Here is a 21,284-nt window from a genome sequence, read left to right on the forward strand (position 1 = left end):
AGACAACCAGAAAAACACTTCGTTACCTTATTCTGCCTTGCCGGCGCGGAACCTCAGCGCCAGTAGAATCAGCGGGCAGTAAGCAACTACCGCCCATATAAGCCCTTCTCCATCGCCCAGCGCAACCCATAGTGCAATCGGCAGCAACCAGACAAGATTGATCAGCCCCACTGCAAGCGTAATCGGCACATGCCGGCCGTAATGACGCGACGCAAACTGATACGCGTGGCTGCGATGTGCCTCGTAGAGCTTTTCCTTGCGTAACAGGCGTCGCACGAGGGTCACGGTCGCGTCGACGATAAACACTCCCAGCAGAATCAACCAGGACCAGAATAACTGAGGTGAGGCCCAGGAACCCTGAATGGATAGCACACCGAGCACTATCCCGAGGAAGCCGCTGCCCGCGTCGCCCATGAATATCTTCGCCGGCGGGAAGTTCCAGTAGAGGAAACCTGCTGCGGCAGCGCCCAGCATGAGCACTTCCCAGGACAGTCCGGCGTGGCCATCCAAGGCATAGATGATGCTCATGCCCAGGCATACAGTGACCGCCTCGATACCGGCGATACCGTCTATTCCGTCCATGAAGTTGTAAAGGTTGAGCATCCACACCAGATAGAACGCCGCGAGTACTTGCCAGAATGGCCCCAGGTCGACCGTCCAGCCCATGACGTCAAGCGGGGCAAGACCGTCCAGCCAGAACAAGGCCCATGCAGCCGCAGCAAAATGCCCCAGCAGGCGCCATCGTGCGGCGATATGCCCGTGATCGTCCATGAAACCGATCACCGCCACCAAGCCGCCCGAACCGACGATGGCAACAAGCGCAGAGCAAGGCAGATAGCCGGCCCACCCCAGCAAAGCCATCGCCATGACGAAAGTGATGACGATGGCAACGCCGCCACCTCTGGGCGTGGGTATGGAATGCGAACTTCGAGCGTTTGGAATGTCGATCAGACTTTTGGCGAGCGCATACTTGCGCAACAACGCCGTTAGAATCAGAGACAGAAAGGCAATAGCGATGACCGACAGCCACTCAATCATGCTTGTCGTGTTCCAGATAATATCGAGCGGTGTCCTGCATGGCGTGTTCAATACTCACAGGTGGAAGCCAATCCAGCATCGTACAGGTTTTACTGATATCGACCTGCAGCGAGTTGCACAGCCGTTGTGAAAAAGCCTTCTTGCCCAACAGTGCTGCAGCCGCGTTCAACAGCACGGTCGGCACCGGCAGCAGCCGGGCAGGTTTGCCCAGAGCCTTGCCCATTTCGCGCAGCAGCCTGGCCGTGGACAGATCATCACCGTCACTGACCAGAAACGTCTGGTCAGCCGCAGCAGGATGATCGACACAGACCGTCACCAGGTCTGCCAGGTTATCCACCGCCACCAGGCTTCTACGATTATCGATGGCCCCGAGCGGCAACGGCAGCCCTTTGTCCAGCCAGCGCATCATGCTTCTGAAGTTCGCCTTGACCCCCGGACCATAGACCAATACCGGTCGAATGATCACCACCTGCATACCGGTGCGGGCAGACAACTCGCGCAAGCCCTCTTCGGCCCTGTGCTTTGACACGCCATAGGCATCCAGTGGATTGCACGGGTCGCTCGCATTGAATGGCGCGCCCGGAAGCGTAGACTCGCCATTGGCCTTGATGGAACTGATAAAGATAAAGCGTCTGACGCCTGCCGCTGCGGCCTGCTCGGCCAGATTCAGCGTTGCGGTGACATTGGCGCGGAAGTATTCCTGATCCGGAGCGTCAGCGGTCTCGTTGAGTACATGCACCCGGGCAGCACAATGAATCACCACGTCCGCGCCGGTTACAAAACTTGCCCATTGATTGTCCGGCGCCAATGATTGTGCACTGACAACATCGATGCGCGAGTCGGAAGCAGCATAGGCGCCCCGGACCGCAACCCGCACAGAGCAGCCTGTGCGTTCGATCAGTCGGCGAACCACAGCACTGCCCACGAAACCTGTCGCACCTGTTATTGCAACCAATGCAACATCACCGCTCATGCAAACACGCCCTTCCAAATCGGCCAAATATTGCTTAAGTAACGCGTTTTGACAACTGAAATATGTTCAAACCATTTTATAACTTTCACGATGACGTTCAACGTACCCCAGGGACAATGCACGATAATCATGCATTGGCACTCACTTGCAAGAATTCGATTACCGCATCAGCCGACAACTAACGTGCTCATCGCGCCTTCAAGGGATAAACAGTTCCAACGGGCGTTTCTTGAGCGAGTACTTGCGACTCAGAATATTGCCCAGAACCTTTTTCGCGGCCGCCTCGCCATGCACCAGCCTGATCTGCGTCGGCCACTCTTTCATCCCCGTCACGAACTCGACCAGTTCGACCTGATCAGCGTGGGCAGAATAGCCTTTTGCGGTGTGGACCCCGGCATTTATATCGAAGCGCTCGCGGTCCAGCTCTACATAGCCGCCCGACGGGCCGTGCAACTGAATGGCCTCGCCCGGCGTTCCCTTGCCCTGATAGCCGACAAATACCACGTTATGCCGTGTGTCACCGAGCATGGCTTTCAGGTAATTGACGATCCTGCCTCCGGCACACATACCGTTACCGGCAATCACGATGGCCGGACGCGCCGTACTGGCCAGGTAATTGACAGTGCGCAGATGTTCCTCATGGGTGTCGACGGTAACCAGTTGTTCGAAGCCCAACGGCTTTCTGCCGACGTCGAGCCTTAACCGCGCGCCCTCATCCCAGTAGTCTTCAAACGACTGATAGACCTTGGTAAAGCGACTCGCCAGAGGCGAATCAAGGATGATCGGCAACCTCGACCAGTCCGGATCACCGTCACCCGGCTGCCTACCGTTTTCGACGGCATGATTCGATGGCATCTTGCGTCGCAGTATGTCTTCCAGCTCGTAGAGCAATTCCTGGGTTCGGCCGATGCTGAATGCCGGTATCAGGACGGTGCCGTTATCCTCCAGCGCCTTGTCTATGATGCGCTCAAGCCCTTGCTGACGAGTGCTGCGATCTTCGTGAACACGATTGCCATAGGTGCTTTCCAGCACCAGCACATCCGCGCGCTCGGGCGGCTTCGGCGCAGGCAGAAACGGCGTATGACTCGCCCCCAGGTCACCGGAAAACACCACGCGCACAGAACGCGTTTGTGCAGGGTATTGAAGATCGCATTCTATATAGGCAGATCCCAGTATGTGCCCGGCACGCTGCAAACGGACCCGGCAATGCAGGGATTCGTTGTCGACCAGGCTGAACCATTCATCGAATGGCAGAGCGATGATTCTCTTGTTGATGACATCCAGGTAGCGTCCGACTTGCCCGGGGTCGTGTGCAAATTCGATTTTCAGAAGATCTTCCATGACCAGTGGCAACAGGTGGGCACTGGGCTCACTGCACAGTATCGGCCCCTTGTAACCGGATGCCAGCAACTCTGGAATGCGCCCGACATGGTCATTGTGCACATGGCTGATCAATAACGCTCTGACAGCCTCCGGGTCGAATCCGAATGAAGCGGTCCCGGACTGCCTGCCGCGCTCCTGCACCGACCCGCAGTCAATCAGCAGGCTGCTCGATGCATCCATGTGCAATTGATGACACGAACCCGTGACTGTATCGACAGCGCCGTGATGAATGATTTGCGGATAAGACATGCAGTCACCTTTTCTTGCCAGCCTGCTCTGAATACGCGGTACATCCGGCAGCAGGTCTGAACATTAAGTTTCGGCGCATTCTGCACTTGAACGATTCATTTTCAAGCCTTGACACAAGGCAGTCAGGGCAGCAGTAATCAACACTGAAAATGAATATAACCCGCACCCCCTTTAAAATGGGTACACGAATTAAAAAAGCGAATATTCCTACACGCCTGAGCAACTATTCTCTATATAAGCGAAGAATAAACTGACAAAACTATAAGGCTCTTTTTTCGATAAAAACGCGCGAAGGCACAACGAAGCACGCCAGCCCCGAAGCATCGCATGCGGCTTTATTGAACAGAAAGGGGTAAAAAACGCGCGCTATCGTGTCGCCAGATCAATCTCCGACGACGCATGATCGACGCTGCTCAGACAGAGCGAGGGGAAGGTGTGCGCTTTTTACGAAGACTGGCTATCCATGCCAGTATCGGGCCGATGACCATGCCCAAGAGCAACGCAAGGACAACAGGCAATGCCAGAGGGAGCTGAGGCGCCGACCAACCGAAAAACGTCACGGCAACAGACTGCCGGTTCTCAAGCACAAACACGGTTGTTGCCAAAACAGCGAGCAACACGGCGACGATCAGAATGACTCGTTTGAAGATACGCATCTGGTAATCCTGTGGTGGATGGCTTTAAAGGCCCTCTTCTTCATCCTCGTTGACCCGATCCCGCAGCTCCTTGCCCGGCTTGAAATGCGGAACAAACTTGCCATCGAGACTGACCGATTGTCCGGTCTTCGGGTTGCGCCCTACCCGTGGTGCACGGTAATGCAGCGAAAAGCTGCCAAAGCCCCGAATCTCGATTCGGTCACCGGTTGCCAGGCACTGGGACATTTGTTCAAGCATGGTCTTGATGGCCAGCTCGACATCCTTGGATGAGAGCAGCCCTTGATGGGTGACAATTCGTTCGATCAACTCCGACTTCGTCATATTTTTCCCTTCTTTTTCAAGCAGCTAGATCAGCGCTTGGAAGGTTTTAGCATGACCGGATGAATTTGAACAGCCCATCTATTGACTTATGTTCAATACCGTCTAACCAGGCATGAACAGATTACAGCGACATGACAGGAGACAGATACGGGAAGGGAGCTTGAGCAATAGGCGAAACGAGACGGCCTGAGAGGCTACTGGAGACGTTTAGCGACTCACACTGTGCGGTAAGAGCAAGCGAGGCGCACCCGAACCTGTAGGGCCTGAACGGCAGAAACGAAAAAGGACGACCGAAGTCGTCCTTTTTTTGGTCAAGCAGAACTTAGTTCTGTTTTTCCATTTGCGCGCGCAGCAGGTCACCGATAGTGGTAGGACCAGTGCTTTCAGCGACTTCAGGCTTGCTACGCAGGCTCTGGATCGCTTCTTTCTCGTCTTCAACGTCTTTCGACTTGATGGACAAGCTGATTACGCGGCTCTTGCGGTCAACGCTGATGATCTTGGCTTCGATCTCTTCGCCTTCCTTCAGAACGTTACGCGCGTCTTCAACGCGGTCACGGCTGATTTCGGAAGCCTTGAGGGTCGCTTCGATGTCGTCGGCCAGAGTGATGATGGCGCCTTTGGCGTCAACTTCCTTAACGATACCGCGAACGATCGCGCCCTTGTCATTGACAGTGACGTACTCGGAGAACGGATCGCTTTCCAGCTGCTTGATACCCAGCGAGATACGCTCACGCTCAGGATCAACCGACAGGATCACAGTGTCGAGCTCGTCGCCCTTCTTGAAGCGACGTACGGCTTCTTCGCCCACTTCGTTCCAGGAGATGTCGGACAGGTGAACCAGACCGTCGATGCCGCCGTCCAGACCAATGAAGATACCGAAATCGGTGATCGACTTGATGGTGCCGGAGATTTTATCGCCCTTGTTGAACTGGCCAGAGAAATCTTCCCATGGGTTGGATTTGCACTGCTTGATGCCGAGGGAGATACGACGACGCTCTTCGTCGATGTCCAGAACCATGACTTCCACTTCGTCGCCAACCTGAACGACTTTCGAAGGGTGGATGTTCTTGTTGGTCCAGTCCATTTCGGAAACGTGTACCAGGCCTTCCACGCCTTCTTCCAGCTCTGCGAAGCAGCCGTAGTCGGTCAGGTTGGTAACACGCGCGGTAACGCGGGTGCTTTCCGGGTAGCGAGCCTTGATAGCAACCCATGGGTCTTCACCCAGTTGCTTCAGACCCAGGGAAACACGATTGCGCTCGCGATCGTACTTCAGGACCTTGACATCGATCTCGTCGCCAACGTTGACGATTTCCGATGGATGCTTGATACGCTTCCAGGCCATGTCGGTGATGTGCAGCAGGCCATCGACGCCACCCAGATCGACGAATGCGCCGTAATCGGTGAGGTTCTTGACGATACCCTTGACTTGCTGACCTTCCTGCAGGGACTCGAGCAGAGCTTCGCGCTCGGCACTGTTCTCGGCTTCCAGGACACTGCGACGGGAAACGACAACGTTGTTGCGCTTCTGGTCCAGCTTGATGACCTTGAACTCGAGCTCTTTGCCTTCCAGGTGAGTCGTGTCACGCACAGGGCGGACGTCAACCAGAGAACCAGGCAGGAACGCACGGATGCCGTTAACGTCGACAGTGAAGCCGCCTTTAACCTTACCGTTGATAACGCCCTTGACCACTTCTTCAGCTGCGAAAGCCGCTTCCAGAACGATCCAGCACTCGGCACGCTTGGCTTTTTCGCGGGACAGCTTGGTTTCGCCAAAGCCATCTTCGACCGCGTCCAGCGCAACGTGAACTTCATCACCGATCTTGATGGTCAGCTCGCCAGCGTCGTTGTGGAACTGTTCCAGCGGGATGAGGCCTTCAGATTTCAGACCGGCGTGAACCGTAACCCAACCTGCCTGGTAATCGATATCAACGATGATCGCGGTGATGATCGAACCGGCCTGAAGGTTGAGGGTCTTTAGGCTTTCTTCAAAAAGTTCTGCAAAGCTTTCGCTCATTTTAATTCCTGTTGATCAAGGGCGAAGGATACGCCCATCTGCCACGCTCCAGACAACGTGGGTTTCGTTCAAGTAAAAGAAAGCCTGCGGGACTATGACTGGTCTCCCACACGCTTCTTCGTCATCCGGCAATACCGCGAAGCGCGATTTCACTCAGAATGCGTTCCAGCACCTGTTCGATGGACAATTCAGTGGAATCCAGCTGTATGGCGTCATGCGCCGGCTTCAGCGGGGCTACCGCTCGCTGGGTGTCACGCTCGTCGCGTGCACATATCTCATCTAGCAGACTCGACAGACTAACATCATCGCCCTTGGCCTTCAACTGCAAGTAACGTCGACGCGCACGCTCCTCGGCACTGGCGGTAAGGAATATCTTCAGCGGTGCATCCGGGAAGACCACGGTGCCCATGTCGCGACCGTCCGCGACCAGACCCGGCTCTTCCTGAAACGCGCGCTGGCGCAACAGCAACGCATCGCGCACCGCCGGCAGCGAGGCCACCTGCGATGCGCCGCTGCCGACCTGCTCGTTGCGAATGGCGTGAGTGACGTCCTCGCCTTCAAGAATGATGCGCTGCCCCTGCCCTGCCGCAGTCGCCTCGAACTGAACATCCAGATGAGCGGCCAGGAGCTTGAGCGCTTCTTCATTGGTCAGGTCGACACCGTGATTGCGCGCCGCGAAAGCCAGCAGGCGATACAACGCACCGGAGTCGAGCAGGCACCAACCGAGTTTCCTGGCCAGCAATCCGGCGACCGTGCCCTTTCCGGAACCGCTGGGTCCGTCGATGGTAATAACAGGAGCTTTGATTTTCACTTTTTGTCCTCTTGCGCTACACGCATGCCAACTTGAGCGCACAGCGCCAGAAAATGGGGAAACAATGCGGCGGCATCCGCGCACGCCTGAATACGGATGGGCGCCGAAGCCCTCAACGATGCAACGCGAAACGCCATGACGATACGCTGATCACCGCGAGCATCAACCTCGCCGCCACCCGGCACACCGCCTTCGATAATGATGCCATCCAGCACGGGCTCGGCCTCGATGCCGAGAGCCAGCAAACCGTCAGCCATCAGCCTGACGCACTCCGACTCATCGGCTTGCAGGGCCTGCGCGCCGCGCAGAATGGTACGCCCTTCTGCACAGGCTGCGGCAACCAGAAGCACCGGAAATGCATTCAGTGCCAGCGGCACCAGCGCTTCGGGGATGTCAGCGCCTTTGAGCCGGGTCGAGCGAACGTGCAGATCAGCGACCGTTTCACCCGCCAGTTTGCGGACGTTCTGCAGCACGATATCGCCGCCCATCAGGCGCAAAATATCGATTGCACCCTCGCACGATGAACTGACGGGAACGTCCTCCAGCAACAGGTCGCAGCCTTCACTGATCGACGTCGCGACCATGAACAGCACCGCAGACGTCACATCCACCGGCCCCTTGATGCGATGACTGACACCCTCCGCAGACCCGCCGTGAATGGCACGAGGCTCGCCGGGTGCGGTGTCGACACGGGCACGGCTGGCGAGGATTCTGCCGAAGTGCTCCCTCGCTGCGCGCGCACGGGTAAATACGTCCATCAACTGCGCGCCGTCGCCAGCATCCACAGCGTCGCGCAAGGCGTCGAGATCGGTGCGAAAGCTGTCCAGAGTGCGCAGTACGGCATCACGATTGGCCATGAAAATGTCATGCCACATGGTCGGATCGCTGCCTGCGATGCGCGTGAAGTCACGAAACCCGCCTGCTGCATACCTGAATATGTCCAGGTTTTCATTGCGCTTGGCCAGCGAATCGACCAGACCGAATGCCAGCAGGTGCGGCAGATGGCTGGTGGCAGCCAGCACCTCGTCGTGGCGCTCGACCTGCATGTGCTCGACATCGGCCCCCAGGGCTGACCACAACTGGTCGACAATCGCCACCGCGTGAGGATCGGTTTCAGCCAGCGGCGTGAGAATGACCTTATGGCGACGAAACAGCGCCGCATTGGAGGCCTCGACGCCGCTCTGCTCGGAACCGGCAATCGGATGGCCGGGCACGAAGCGCGACGGCATGTGCCCGAACGCCTGACGCGCAGCCCTCACCACATTGCCTTTGGCGCTGCCGACATCGGTCAGAATGGCATGACCCAGATCGATCGGTGCCAGCAGGGCAAGCAGCTTTTCCATTGCCAGTATCGGCACCGCCAGCTGAATCACATCAGCGCCACGGCAAGCGGTGGCAAGGTCTGCCTCGCAACGGTCCACAACCCCCAGCTCGACCGCCAGGTGTCGCGACTGCGGGTCAAGGTCGACGCCGACTACCTCGCGGCACAGGCCGCTTTCACGCACACCCTTGGCAAAGGAACCGCCGATCAGCCCGAGCCCGACAACCACCAGACGACCGATCACGGGCCGTACCGACTGTTCTGCAATCACATCAACCACGCGAACACACCTGACAGCCTGCCAAGGTAAAAAACAAACGAATCATGGACCGCACCTTCAGAGAACCGCCTTCGGGTAGGAACCCAACACCTTCAAGGCCACGGCTTCGCTGCTGATTTGCTCCAGCACGGCCTTGACCAGCGGATCCTTGTGATGGCCGACGAAGTCGATGAAGAACACGTAGGTCCACTTGCCACTGCGCGAAGGACGGGTCTCGATACGCGTCAGGTCCAGGCCATTCTCGTGGAACGGCACCAGCAACTCGTGCAGCGCGCCCGGCTTGTTGCTCATCGACACAATGATCGAGGTCTTGTCATCGCCGGTCGGCGGGACTTCCTGATTGCCGATAATGAGAAAGCGTGTGGAGTTGTCCGGACGATCTTCGATCTTTTCCGCCAGACGGGTCAGGCCATACAGACCTGCCGCCATATCGCCAGCGATGGCCGCCGAGTTCCACTCGCCCTTGACCCGCTTGGCGGCTTCGGCGTTGCTGGCAACGGCGACGCGCTCGACATTCGGGTAATGGGCATCCAGCCATTTACGGCACTGGGCCAGTGACTGGGCATGGGAATAAATGCGCGTGATGCTTTCCGTCTTGGTGCTTTCGCCCACCAGCAGATGGTGGTGAATGCGCAGTTCGACTTCGCCGCAGATCACCATGTCGTGTTCGAGAAAGCTGTCGAGGGTGTGATTGACCGCGCCTTCGGTGGAGTTTTCCACCGGAACCACACCGAAATTCACGGCACCAGCGACCACTTCGCGGAACACTTCGTCAATTGCAGCCATCGGCAGACTGATGACGGCGTGACCGAAATGCTTCATCGCCGCGGCCTGGGTGAACGTCCCCTCAGGCCCGAGATAGGCGACCTTGAGCGGCTGCTCCAATGCGAGGCAGGAAGACATGATTTCGCGGAACAGACGCGCCATCTCTTCGTTGCTCAACGGACCACGATTGCGGTCCATGACTCGCCTGAGCACCGCAGCTTCGCGCTCCGGACGGTAGAACACAGGCACTTCGCCTTCCGCCAGCGAGGACATCTTGACCCTGGCCACTTCCTGGGCACAGCGGGCACGCTCGCTGATCAGTTCCAGAACCTTTTCATCGAGGCTGTCGATACGGACGCGAAGCGCCTTGAGTTCTTGCTCGGACATCAGCCGTGCTCCTTCTCGAAGTCTTTCATGTAGGCCACCAGCGCGTTGATGGCGTTGATATCGATCGCGTTGTAGATGGATGCACGCATGCCGCCTACCGAGCGATGGCCCTTGAGGTTGAGCAGGCCGTTTGCATCGGCACCGGCCAGGAACGGTTTGTCGAGACGATCGTCAGCCAGACGGAACGGTACGTTCATCCACGAACGATCAGGCTTGTTGATCGGGTTGCTGTACAGCTCGCTGGCGTCGATGAAGTCATAGAGCGCGCGCTGTTTGATTTCGTTGCGCTTGCCGATCGCTTCGACACCGCCCTGCTCTTTCAGCCATTCGAAGACCAGCCCGGACAGGTACCAGGCCAGGGTCGGCGGCGTGTTGTACATCGAGCCATTGTCGGCAGCGACCTTGTAGTCGAGCATGGTCGGGCACAGCGAGCGCGCGCGGCCCAGCAGGTCTTCGCGAATGATCACCACCACGATGCCGCTGGGGCCGATGTTCTTCTGGGCGCCAGCGTAGATCATGCCGAAACGCGAGATGTCCACTGGACGCGAGAGGATGTCCGAAGACATGTCGGCAACCAGCGGAACGTCGCCGGTGTCCGGAATCCAGTTGAATTCCAGACCGCCAATGGTTTCGTTCGGCGCGTAGTGGACGTAAGCCGCGTCCTTGGACAGCTTCCACTCGTTCTGGCCGGGAATGGCAAAGTAATCGTAGGCCTTGGCGCTGGCCGCGACGTTGATTGCGCCATAGCGTGACGCCTCGTCGATAGCCTTCTGCGACCAGATGCCGGTGTCGATGTAATCGGCCTTGCCGTTTTCAGGCAGCAGGTTCAGCGCAATCTGGGCGAACTGCTGGCTGGCACCGCCTTGCAGGAACAACACCTTGTAATTCGAAGGAATGGACAGCAGGTCACGCAGATCCTGCTCGGCCTTGGTGGCAATGGAGACGAACTCATCACTGCGGTGGCTCATTTCCATGACGGAAAGGCCTTTGCCGTGCCAGTCGAGGAGTTCCGCCTGGGCACGCAGCAGAACAGCTTCAGGAAGCGCAGCAGGACCTGCGCAGAAGTTAAAGGCTCGCTTGCTCATATCCACTCTCGTCAAATACGTTGGGTCTGTACGCGCTTGTTTCTGGTTGCTTGCCACGAGCAGACAGACGCCGCAGCGACTGGCAGCTCCTTGCGGGAATCTTGCTCCGGCCGCAGGGCTGGCCGAATACCGCAAGGGCTGGACTTGCCTGGAATGCAGATGCATGCACAGACGAGCCAGCCCTTACCTGATTTACGTTACCGCTTAGTTCTGTGGTTCGTCTTCGTCTGACGCAGCATCTGCCTGCAGGTCTTCACCGGCATCGTCCACTTCAGCTTCAGCGGCATCGACGATCACGCCATCGATAACTTCTTCGCCTTCAAGCTCTTCGCCTTCGGCTTCCGACGGCTCCTGAACACGCTCCAGACCGACCAGCTTCTCGTCGCTGGCCAGCTTGATCAGGGTAACGCCCTGGGTGTTACGACCCAGACTGGAGACTTCGCCGACGCGGGTACGAACCAGCGTGCCCTGGTCGGAAATCAGCATGATTTCTTCGCCGTCGAGCACTTGAACCGCACCGACCAGACGGCCGTTACGCTCGTTGCTGACCATGGCGATGACGCCCTGACCACCACGCTTGTACTCGGGGAACTCGGAGATGGCCGTACGCTTGCCGTAGCCGCGCTCGGAAGCGGTCAGAATCTGGCTGCCCTCTTCCGGGATCAGCATCGAAATCAGCTTTTGCCCTTCTGGCAGACGCATGCCACGAACACCGCGAGCGGTACGGCCCATGGCGCGCACGTCGGATTCCTTGAAGCGGGTCACCTTGCCACCGTCGGAGAACAGCATGATTTCCTGCTCGCCATCGGTAATGGCCGCAGAGATCAGGATGTCGCCCTCGTCCAGCTCAAGGGCGATGAGGCCCGAGCTGCGCTGACGGCTGAATGCAACCAGTGGGGTCTTCTTGACAGTACCGTTGGCGGTGGACATGAAGATGAACGGAGCCTTCTTCTTGTCGGCAGCCTTGATACGGGCCTTGCGCTCCTCTTCGGTCTCGCTGCTGTTTTCCGCGTCGTCCAGCTCGCCTTCCAGGGCCTCGCCTTCTTCATCGGCACGCTTGCGCATGGCTTCGAGATCGACCGGCAGCATGGTGGTGATGTATTCGCCGTCGCTCAACGGCAACAGGTTGACCAGCGGACGACCACGGGCAGCGCGCGACGCTTCCGGAATCTCGTAGGTCTTGAGCCAGTAGACCTTGCCCTTGCTGGAGAACATCAGCAGCGTGGTGTGGCTGTTGGCGACCAGCAGGTGAGCGATGTAGTCCTCATCCTTGATGCCGGTGGCCGACTTGCCCTTGCCGCCACGACGCTGAGCCTGATAGACCGCCAGTGGCTGAGTCTTGGCATAACCGCCGTGGGAAATGGTGACCACGCGCTCTTCTTCGGTGATCAGGTCACCCAGCGTCAGGTCCAGACGCGCATCGAGAATTTCGGTGCGACGGGCATCGCCGTATTCGGAGCGGATCAGTTCCAGCTCTTCGCGGATCACTTCCATCAGGCGCGTCGCGCTGTTGAGGATGCGGATCAGCTCGCCGATCTGATTGAGGATTTCCTGGTACTCGCCCAGCAGCTTCTCGTGTTCCAGACCGGTCAGGCGGTGCAGACGCAGTTCCAGAATGGCCTGAGCCTGTTCCGGCGACAGGAAGTACTTGCCTTCACGCAGACCGTATTGCGGATCGAGGTTCTCGGGGCGGCACGAATCGGCACCGGCACGCTCGACCATCTCGACCACTGCGCTCGACTCCCAAGGCGTCTTGATCAGCGCTTCCTTGGCTTCGGCAGGTGTCGGTGATGCCTTGATGAGGGCGATGACCGGGTCGATGTTGGACAGCGCAACCGCCTGACCTTCAAGGATGTGGCCACGTTCGCGCGCCTTGCGCAGTTCGAACACGGTACGACGGGTCACCACTTCGCGGCGGTGACGAACAAAGGCTTCCAGCAGGTCCTTGAGGTTCAGGATGCGCGGGCGACCGTCGATCAGGGCAACGATGTTGATGCCGAAAACGCTTTGCAGCTGGGTCTGGGCATACAGGTTGTTGAGGATAACCTCAGGCACTTCGCCACGACGCAGCTCGATGACCACGCGCATACCGTCCTTGTCGGACTCGTCGCGCAGTTCGGTGATGCCTTCGAGTTTCTTTTCCTTGACCAGCTCGGCGATCTTCTCGATCAGACGCGCCTTGTTCAGCTGGTAAGGCAGCTCGGTGATGACGATCTGCTGGCGACCGCCAACCTTGTCGATGTCTTCGACGATGGAGCGGGCACGCATGTAAATGCGTCCGCGGCCTGTGCGATAGGCCTCGATGATGCCAGCGCGACCGTTGATGATCGCCGCCGTCGGGAAATCCGGGCCGGGGATGTATTGCATCAACTCGTCGACCGTCAACTCGGGGTTGTCGATCAGCGCCAGGCAGCCGTCGATGACTTCACCGAGGTTGTGCGGCGGAATGTTGGTCGCCATGCCCACGGCGATACCGCTGGAACCGTTGACCAGCAGGTTGGGAATACGGGTCGGCATGACCGCCGGGATCATCTCGGTGCCGTCGTAGTTCGGCACCCAGTCCACGGTTTCCTTGTGCAGGTCGGCCAGCAACTCGTGCGCCAGCTTGGTCATACGCACTTCGGTGTATCGCATGGCGGCGGCGTTGTCGCCGTCGACCGAACCGAAGTTGCCCTGACCGTCTACCAGCAGGTAGCGCAGCGAGAATGGCTGAGCCATACGAACGATGGTGTCGTACACCGCCGTGTCGCCGTGCGGGTGATACTTACCGATCACGTCACCAACCACACGGGCGGATTTCTTGTACGGCTTGTTCCAGTCGTTACCCAGCTCGCTCATTGCGAACAACACGCGCCGGTGCACGGGCTTCAAGCCATCGCGTGCATCGGGCAGTGCGCGACCGACGATTACGCTCATTGCGTAGTCGAGGTAGGACTGCTTCAGCTCGTCTTCGATATTGACCGGGAGGATTTCTTTGGCCAGTTCGCCCATGAGAAGCCTGATTCCTTTTTCTGGTGAAACCTCGCAAACCCATTCGGGGTATACGAAGCTCGCCGCTGCCAGCATGTGCAGGGCAGCGACTTACGACAAATCAACGAGTTATGCCATGAATCTACGCAGCATGGGCGACCACAATCAGTGTCCCCGATAACCGCCGGATATTACCACAATCGCCGAGGCGCTCACATCCTTTGCAGGCGCTGAAAGCGAGCCGCACACGCATAACACGCCTGAGAAAGGCTTACAGGCCCGTCCAGCCGCATTGCACAGCGGCGATGGGGTGGGCCTGCCGGCCTCAGTGAAGGTGTTTGCGGCTCATCAATTGAGCCATGCGCGCGGTATCGGGACGCTCGACAATACCCTTTTCGGTCACGATGGCGTCGATCAGGTCTGCCGGCGTCACATCGAATACCGGATTGAAAGCCTCGACCTCGGCGCCGACCCGCTGGCCGCCCACTTCGAGCAATTCGCGGCCGTCGCGCTCTTCAATGATGATGTCGTCGCCACTGGCCATTTCCATGTCGATGGTCGAACTCGGCGCGACCACCATGAAGCGCACCCCGTGATGCATGGCGGCAACGGCGAGCTGATAGGTGCCGATCTTGTTCGCCACGTCGCCGTTGGCCGTGATGCGGTCGGCGCCGACGATGACCCAGGTGATGCCCTTGGTGCGCATCAGGTGCGCGGCGGCGGAATCTGCGTTCAGCGTCACCGGGATGCCCTCGTTGGCCAGCTCCCATGCGGTAAGCCGCGAGCCCTGCAGCCAGGGCCGGGTTTCGTCGGCGTAGACCCGTTCGATCATGCCTTCCAGATGCGCCGCACGAATCACGCCCAGCGCCGTGCCGAAGCCGCCCGTGGCCAGCGCCCCGGTATTGCAGTGGGTGAGCACCGTCTGCAGATTGCCCTGGTGCTTGCGGATCAGGTCGGCGCCCAGCTGCGCCATGGTCAGATTGGCCTCGCGGTCGCTCAGGTGAATCGCCACGGCTTCGGCCTCGAGGGCCGCCAGCGGGTCATCGCCGTCCTTCACGCGCATCAGACGATCACGCATCCGGTTCAGCGCCCAGAACAGGTTCACTGCAGTCGGGCGCGAATCGGCCAGCAACTGCATGTCCTCTTCCAGCGCCGGATACCAGTCTCCACCTTGCGCAATACGCGCACGTGCGCCCAGCACCGCACCATAGGCGGCACTGATGCCGATAGCCGGAGCCCCGCGCACGACCATCGTGCGAATCGCTTCGGCGACTCCCTCGGCGGTGGTATAGCGGTGCCAGACTTCCTCGAACGGCAGTACCCGCTGGTCCAGCAGGTACAGAGCGTCGTCCCGCCAATCGATGGCCTTAACCTTCTCCGCAGCCAACAGTCGATCGCGCATCGCCAACTCCATCTTGAACATCCGAAACCCAGCATCAAAAGCCGCTGATTATAGCGAGCCGCCTGCGAAGACGCTCGGGTATACTTCGTCATCAACGTAATAAACGATGGAAACCTTCTCATGCCGAACGCTACAGCACCGCTCGACCTTTTGCTCCTGCCCGCCTGGCTGGTGCCGGTCGAGCCCGCAGGCGTCGTGCTCAAGGACCACGGCATCGGCATCCGCGATGGCTGTATCGTCTATATCGGTCCACGCGCCGAAGCGCTGCGGCAAAACGCCGTGCAGGTGCAGGAACTGCCCGGCATGCTGCTCAGCCCCGGCCTGATCAACGCCCACGGCCATGCGGCGATGACGCTGTTTCGCGGGCTGGCCGACGACCTGCCACTGATGACCTGGCTGCAGGACCACATCTGGCCCGCCGAAGGCAAGTGGGTCGATGAAGACTTCGTGCGTGACGGCACAGACCTGGCCATCGCCGAGCAGCTCAAGGGCGGCATCACCTGTTTCTCCGACATGTATTTCTACCCCAAGGTGGCCGCCGAACGTGTCCACGCCAGCGGCATGCGCGCGCAGATCACCGTCCCGGTGCTGGATTTTCCGATTCCAGGTGCCCACACCACGGCTGAAGCCCTGCACAACGGCATCGAACTGTTCAACGACCTCGCTCATCATCCACGCATCAAGATCGCCTTTGGCCCGCATGCGCCCTACACCGTGGGCGACGAAAACCTGGAGAAGGTCCGGGTGATCGCCGACGAGCTGGACGCCATGATCCAGATGCACGTCCACGAGACCGCATTTGAAGTCGAGCAGGCTGTCGAACAGCGCCAGGAACGCCCCCTCGCCCGCCTCAACCGGCTGGGTATGCTCGGGCCGCGCTTCCAGGCCGTGCACATGACGCAGATCAGCGACGACGATCTGGCCCTGCTGGTGGAAAGCAATACCAACGTCATTCATTGCCCCGAATCCAATCTCAAGCTGGCCAGCGGTTTCTGCCCGGTCGAACGATTGTGGCAGGCCGGTGTGAACGTTGCGGTAGGCACCGACGGTGCCGCCAGCAACAATGACCTGGACCTGCTCGGCGAAACCCGCACCGCCGCCTTGCTGGCCAAGGCTGTTGCCGGCTCGGCCACGGCGCTGGACGCACACCGCGCGCTGCGCATGGCGACGCTGAACGGCGCTCGCGCCCTGGGTATTCAGGCCGAGACCGGCTCGCTGGAGATCGGCAAGGCGGCGGACATGGTCGCGTTCGACCTGTCGGGTCTGGCCCAGCAACCGATCTACGACCCGGTATCGCAGCTTATATATGCCACTGGCCGCGATTGCGTGAGCCATGTCTGGGTGGCCGGCAAGCAGTTGCTCGACGCTCGCCGGCTGACTCGCATGGATGAACCCGCACTGCGCGACACCGCGATTGCGTGGGGCCAGCGTATTTCCGGTAAAGCCGAATAATTCGATTCGGACCGAACACATGCCAGTCAGGCTTATCTATAAGCCTGACTGATGAAAAAGAATTTTGAGTTCAAGAGGGACACCCATGAGCAACGTCGACCGCGCAGAAATCGCTAAATTCGAGGCCCTGGCCCATCGCTGGTGGGACCGCGAAAGCGAATTCAAGCCGCTGCATGACATCAACCCGCTGCGCGTCAACTGGATCGACGAGCGTGTCGGCCTGGTAGGCAAGAAGGTGCTCGACGTCGGCTGCGGCGGCGGCATTCTCAGCGAGGCGATGGCCCTGCGCGGCGCAACGGTGACCGGCATCGACATGGGCGAAGCGCCTCTGGCCGTCGCACAACTGCATCAGCTCGAATCGGGTGTCAGCGTCGAGTATCGGCAGATCACCGCCGAGGACATGGCCGAAGAAATGCCCGAGCAGTACGATGTGGTGACCTGCCTGGAAATGCTCGAGCACGTGCCGGACCCCTCCTCGGTGATCCGCGCCTGCTACCGCATGGTCAAGCCAGGCGGCCAGGTGTTCTTCTCGACCATCAACCGCAACCCGAAAGCGTACCTGTTCGCCGTGGTCGGCGCCGAATACATCCTCAATCTGCTGCCACGTGGCACCCACGATTTCAAGAAATTCATCCGCCCTTCCGAGTTGGGCGCCTGGAGCCGTGACGCCGGTCTGCAAGTCAAGGACGTTATCGGCCTGACCTACAATCCGCTGACCAAGCATTACAAGCTGACCTCCGACGTCGGCGTCAACTACATGATCCAGACCCTGCGGGAGGCATGAAAGATGCGCCTGAGAGCGGTTTTATTCGACATGGACGGCACCCTGCTCGACACCGCACCGGACTTCATCGCCATTGCCCAGGCAATGCTTGCCGACCGCAACCTGCCTGCAGTACCGGACAAACTGATCCGTGACGAAGTTTCCGGCGGTGCCAGAGCCATGGTGGCGGCCACCTTTGCAATGCCCCCTGAAGATCCACAATTCGAGGCATTGCGCCTGGAGTTTCTGGAGCGCTATCAGCGTGACTGCGCCGTTCACAGCAAACTGTTCGACGGCATGGACGAACTGCTGACCGACATCGAGAAGGCGGGTCTGATCTGGGGCGTGGTCACCAACAAGCCGGTGCGATTCGCCCAGCCCATCATGGAGCGGCTCGGCCTGGCGGAACGCTCGGCGCTGCTGATCTGCCCTGACCATGTCACGCACAGCAAGCCACACCCGGAGCCGATGATTCTGGCCTGCCGGATGCTTGACCTCGACCCGGCCAGCGTTCTGTTCGTAGGCGACGACCTGCGCGACATCGAGTCCGGACGCGACGCCGGCACAAAAACCGCCGCCGTGCGCTACGGCTATATTCACCCCGACGACAACCCCGATCATTGGGGTGCCGACGTGGTGGTCGATCATCCGCTGGAATTGCGCAAAGTGCTGGATAACGCTCTGTGCAGCTGCTGAACGAGGCTTTACATGTTTGATTACTCCGCGCACCCGGAACTCCTCGAGGGCCGGGTCATTCTGGTCACTGGCGCCGCTCGCGGCATCGGTGCCGCAGCCGCCAAAACCTACGCAGCACATGGCGCCACTGTCCTGCTGCTGGGTAGGACCGAGGCCAGCCTGGCTCAGGTCCATGACGAGATAAAGGCAGCAGGTCACCTGCAGCCACTGGTCATACCCTTCGATCTGGAAAGCGCCGACCCAGCGCAGTATCACGACTTGGCGACCATGGTCGAGCGCACGGTCGGCCATCTGGACGGGCTGCTGCACAACGCCTCGATCATCGGACCGCGCACTTCAGTGGAACACCTGCCAGGCGAAGACTTCATGCAGGTCATGCACGTCAACGTCAATGCTACCTTCATGCTCACCCAGGCACTGCTGCCCCTGCTGCAGCGTTCGACGGATGCATCGATAGCCTTCACCTCCAGCAGCGTGGGCCGCAAGGGACGCGCACAGTGGGGAGCTTACGGGGTGTCGAAGTTTGCCACCGAAGGCTTGATGCAAACCCTCGCTGACGAGCTGGAAGGCGTCAGTACGGTCCGCGCCAACAGCATCAACCCCGGCGCAACCCGCACCGGCATGCGCGCACAGGCCTACCCGGATGAAAATCCGCAGAATAATCCGACGCCAGAAGCTATCATGCCGGTGTATCTGTACCTGATGGGGCCGGACAGCAAAGGCATCAACGGACAGGCGTTGAATGCCCAGTGAAGGGAGAAGGCCGTTGTGACGGAAAACCGTCAAAAAGGCTGTTTCGAGCGGCTTTCCAAGTCAAGGAATTGCCGATCCGGCGCCACTGTCAGAGAGATGGCGTCAGCTAAACCACTGATTTTAATAAGTCTGGCCAAAAATGAACCGAATGGCACCACGTCCCCTCTAACCCAGCCAAGCCAGCAATATGTGCTGAGGAGCGAAGAGATGAATTTTCCTACCCAGACCCATGCAATCGACTTCGATACGGCTGAACTGCAACGCCTCGGTTTTAGAAATCGACCTGACGCAGTACTTCCACCCCCGTCACTGCCCGAGCTGGTCTATCAGCTTGGGCGACAACTGCAGACCAGTCTGGAAGCCGAGCGGATACTGACCCTGTTTTTTCAGGGCGTACAACGCTTCCTGCCATTGAGCGGCTTGATGTATCGGCATATCGAGAGCGACTTGCATCTGCGTCTGGGCGAGATGTCATCCGACAGCGCCAGTTTTCATCTGCGTCATGAAGGCAAGTGCATCGGCGAACTGGAGTTTCAGGGCGCCAGGCCATTCGACACCCGACAACTGAGCGACCTTGAGTCGCTGCTGGTCTGCCTGGTGTACCCGCTGCTGAATGCGCTGCTGTACCGCATTGCCACACAGACTGCCCTGCGTGACCCACTGACCAGCACCGGCAACCGCATCGCCATGGATCAGGGCCTGGCCCGTGAAATCGAGATTTCACGTCGCCACAAACAGCCCCTGTCCTTGCTGATGCTGGATATCGACCACTTCAAGAAAGTGAATGATGAGTACGGTCATCACACCGGCGACGATGTGCTAAAGACTGTCGCGCAGAGCCTGAAGGCGCAACTGCGCAATATTGATCGGGTATTCCGCTATGGCGGTGAAGAGTTCGTGGTGATTCTGTCCAACACTGGCGCAGAGTCCGCTGAACTGATTGGTCAGCGGCTGTGCCAGGCCGTGCGAAACCTCGAGTTTCGCGAGCTCAGCCCGGCCTTGACCATGACCGTCAGCCTGGGTTGCTCGACACTGCTGCCGACTGAAACAGCCGACAGCCTGCTGCGCCGTGCCGATAATGCCCTGTACGTCGCCAAACGCGAAGGCCGCAATCGTATCGCCATGGCCAGCTAGCACTCTTCCTGCCTTCTCGCCCGCCCCTACGCCTCCAGCGCGGCAACACGTCCTCGCGGCTTGACCCTGTCCAGCTGCATGCAACGCTCAAGAAACAGGTACATGTAGTCGTAGCTTTTGGTAACGGCCTGACGCAGCTCGGCCTGCAATTGCACACTCGGCTTGTTACCCACCAACGTACAAATGATCTCGAGCGCCTCCCAAGGGTGCGCGTCGTCATACTGTGCATGCATCTTGAGCCACTTCATGGCTTTCTTGCGGGTCTCTTCAGGAAACGCTTCGGCGTATACACCGCTGGAGCAGACCACGGCCGACCATTCGCCGGTCGCCCCTTCAATGGCATAGTTGGTAGCCGCCATCGCCACAGCCAGCGAATCCGACGAGCTGGTCTGCCAGCACCAATGGCTCAGCGCATGCAACTCGGGCGCTACCCGCTGATCATGCAAGTCCTCAAGCGTCACGCCATGGGCCGCACACCAGTTGACCCAGTAGTCGGCGTGATTGAGTTCGACTCGGATATTGCGCATCAGCCAGCGGCGTGCCATGTCCTCACCAGGGTGACGACCGAAGCGGGTCTTGGTGAGGTTCTTGGCCATGTACACCGCGAATTGCTCGACCACTGGCCAGCCGCCGATCAGGTAGTGGCGCATGATCTGCGGACTCAACTTCGCGTCACGCATCTGCTGGTACAACTCGTGCTCGACCACGCGTGCTTTTGCAGCGCTGCAATCCTTGATCAACTGCTGCGCCCAGGCCGGATAACTGCTGGCTTCCATGAGCGGACCGGTTCTATCGAAAGCGTCGATCACTGGGTATCTCCTTATGAGGGTT

Annotated in this window: 18 protein-coding genes; 5 read left to right on the forward strand and 13 right to left on the reverse strand. The window is 59.1% G+C overall.

Annotated features, from left to right (window positions below; translation table 11 throughout):
* Positions 1-27 precede the first annotated feature (27 nt).
* The 12 genes from BLR16_RS22830 to mtnA form a co-directional block, all read right to left on the reverse strand.
* Entirely contained in the window at positions 28-1,038 is a 1,011-nt protein-coding gene (locus BLR16_RS22830) for an MraY family glycosyltransferase (RefSeq protein WP_074808925.1), read from the reverse strand.
* Positions 1,031-2,011, reverse strand: a complete 981-nt coding sequence (locus tag BLR16_RS22835; RefSeq protein WP_072364836.1) for a UDP-glucose 4-epimerase family protein — start codon at positions 2,009-2,011, stop codon at positions 1,031-1,033. Before BLR16_RS22835 ends, BLR16_RS22830 begins: the two co-directional genes overlap by 8 nt.
* A gap of 198 nt (positions 2,012-2,209) precedes the next feature.
* Entirely contained in the window at positions 2,210-3,643 is a 1,434-nt protein-coding gene (locus BLR16_RS22840; RefSeq protein WP_058417422.1) for an MBL fold metallo-hydrolase RNA specificity domain-containing protein, read from the reverse strand.
* A gap of 413 nt (positions 3,644-4,056) precedes the next feature.
* Positions 4,057-4,299 carry a lipopolysaccharide assembly protein LapA domain-containing protein gene (locus BLR16_RS22845; protein WP_003369732.1) on the reverse strand — a complete coding sequence of 81 codons (243 nt, stop codon included), beginning with the start codon at positions 4,297-4,299 and terminating at the stop codon, positions 4,057-4,059.
* A gap of 24 nt (positions 4,300-4,323) precedes the next feature.
* Positions 4,324-4,620: an integration host factor subunit beta gene (ihfB, locus tag BLR16_RS22850; RefSeq protein WP_003369729.1), complete on the reverse strand. Its 297-nt coding sequence runs from the start codon at positions 4,618-4,620 to the stop codon at positions 4,324-4,326.
* A gap of 322 nt (positions 4,621-4,942) precedes the next feature.
* Positions 4,943-6,634 (reverse strand): 30S ribosomal protein S1, encoded by a 1,692-nt coding sequence (gene rpsA / locus BLR16_RS22855; protein WP_002554562.1) that lies wholly within the window; start codon positions 6,632-6,634, stop codon positions 4,943-4,945.
* A 121-nt stretch (positions 6,635-6,755) separates the two neighbouring features.
* Positions 6,756-7,445 (reverse strand): (d)CMP kinase, encoded by a 690-nt coding sequence (gene cmk / locus BLR16_RS22860; RefSeq protein WP_002554563.1) that lies wholly within the window; start codon positions 7,443-7,445, stop codon positions 6,756-6,758.
* On the reverse strand, positions 7,442-9,046 hold the full coding sequence (locus tag BLR16_RS22865) for a prephenate dehydrogenase/arogenate dehydrogenase family protein (protein WP_044309742.1): 1,605 nt from the start codon (positions 9,044-9,046) through the stop codon (positions 7,442-7,444). The genes cmk and BLR16_RS22865 overlap by 4 nt, the downstream gene beginning before the upstream one ends.
* A gap of 57 nt (positions 9,047-9,103) precedes the next feature.
* Entirely contained in the window at positions 9,104-10,198 is a 1,095-nt protein-coding gene (gene pheA / locus BLR16_RS22870) for a prephenate dehydratase (RefSeq protein ID WP_003369723.1), read from the reverse strand.
* Entirely contained in the window at positions 10,198-11,283 is a 1,086-nt protein-coding gene (gene serC, locus BLR16_RS22875) for a 3-phosphoserine/phosphohydroxythreonine transaminase (protein ID WP_003369720.1), read from the reverse strand. The genes pheA and serC overlap by 1 nt, the downstream gene beginning before the upstream one ends.
* A gap of 204 nt (positions 11,284-11,487) precedes the next feature.
* On the reverse strand, positions 11,488-14,274 hold the full coding sequence (gene gyrA, locus BLR16_RS22880; protein WP_074808929.1) for a DNA gyrase subunit A: 2,787 nt from the start codon (positions 14,272-14,274) through the stop codon (positions 11,488-11,490).
* Positions 14,275-14,578: 304 nt separating this feature from the next.
* Positions 14,579-15,655, reverse strand: coding sequence for an S-methyl-5-thioribose-1-phosphate isomerase (mtnA, locus tag BLR16_RS22885; RefSeq protein ID WP_003434400.1), 1,077 nt, complete (start codon positions 15,653-15,655; stop codon positions 14,579-14,581).
* 120 nt (positions 15,656-15,775) lie between these two features.
* On the opposite strand from mtnA, the gene BLR16_RS22890 reads away from it, so the two are divergent.
* The 5 genes from BLR16_RS22890 (at position 15,776) to BLR16_RS22910 (ending at position 20,453) form a co-directional block, all read left to right on the forward strand.
* Positions 15,776-17,107, forward strand: coding sequence for a TRZ/ATZ family hydrolase (locus BLR16_RS22890; protein WP_003434399.1), 1,332 nt, complete (start codon positions 15,776-15,778; stop codon positions 17,105-17,107).
* Between the two features lie 85 nt (positions 17,108-17,192).
* A complete protein-coding gene (gene ubiG / locus BLR16_RS22895; RefSeq protein ID WP_074808930.1) occupies positions 17,193-17,891 on the forward strand; it encodes a bifunctional 2-polyprenyl-6-hydroxyphenol methylase/3-demethylubiquinol 3-O-methyltransferase UbiG in 699 nt (232 codons plus the stop codon).
* Between the two features lie 3 nt (positions 17,892-17,894).
* Entirely contained in the window at positions 17,895-18,566 is a 672-nt protein-coding gene (gene mupP / locus BLR16_RS22900) for an N-acetylmuramic acid 6-phosphate phosphatase MupP (protein WP_003434396.1), read from the forward strand.
* A 12-nt stretch (positions 18,567-18,578) separates the two neighbouring features.
* A complete protein-coding gene (locus BLR16_RS22905; RefSeq protein WP_074808932.1) occupies positions 18,579-19,319 on the forward strand; it encodes a YciK family oxidoreductase in 741 nt (246 codons plus the stop codon).
* Between the two features lie 207 nt (positions 19,320-19,526).
* Positions 19,527-20,453: a GGDEF domain-containing protein gene (locus BLR16_RS22910; protein ID WP_003369702.1), complete on the forward strand. Its 927-nt coding sequence runs from the start codon at positions 19,527-19,529 to the stop codon at positions 20,451-20,453.
* 26 nt (positions 20,454-20,479) lie between these two features.
* On the opposite strand, the gene BLR16_RS22915 is transcribed toward BLR16_RS22910, so the two are convergent.
* Positions 20,480-21,262, reverse strand: a complete 783-nt coding sequence (locus BLR16_RS22915; RefSeq protein WP_003369700.1) for an iron-containing redox enzyme family protein — start codon at positions 21,260-21,262, stop codon at positions 20,480-20,482.
* Positions 21,263-21,284: the final 22 nt, after the last annotated feature.

This window comes from Pseudomonas sp. BS3767 (genome assembly GCF_900099665.1).
Lineage (GTDB): Bacteria > Pseudomonadota > Gammaproteobacteria > Pseudomonadales > Pseudomonadaceae > Aquipseudomonas > Aquipseudomonas cerasi.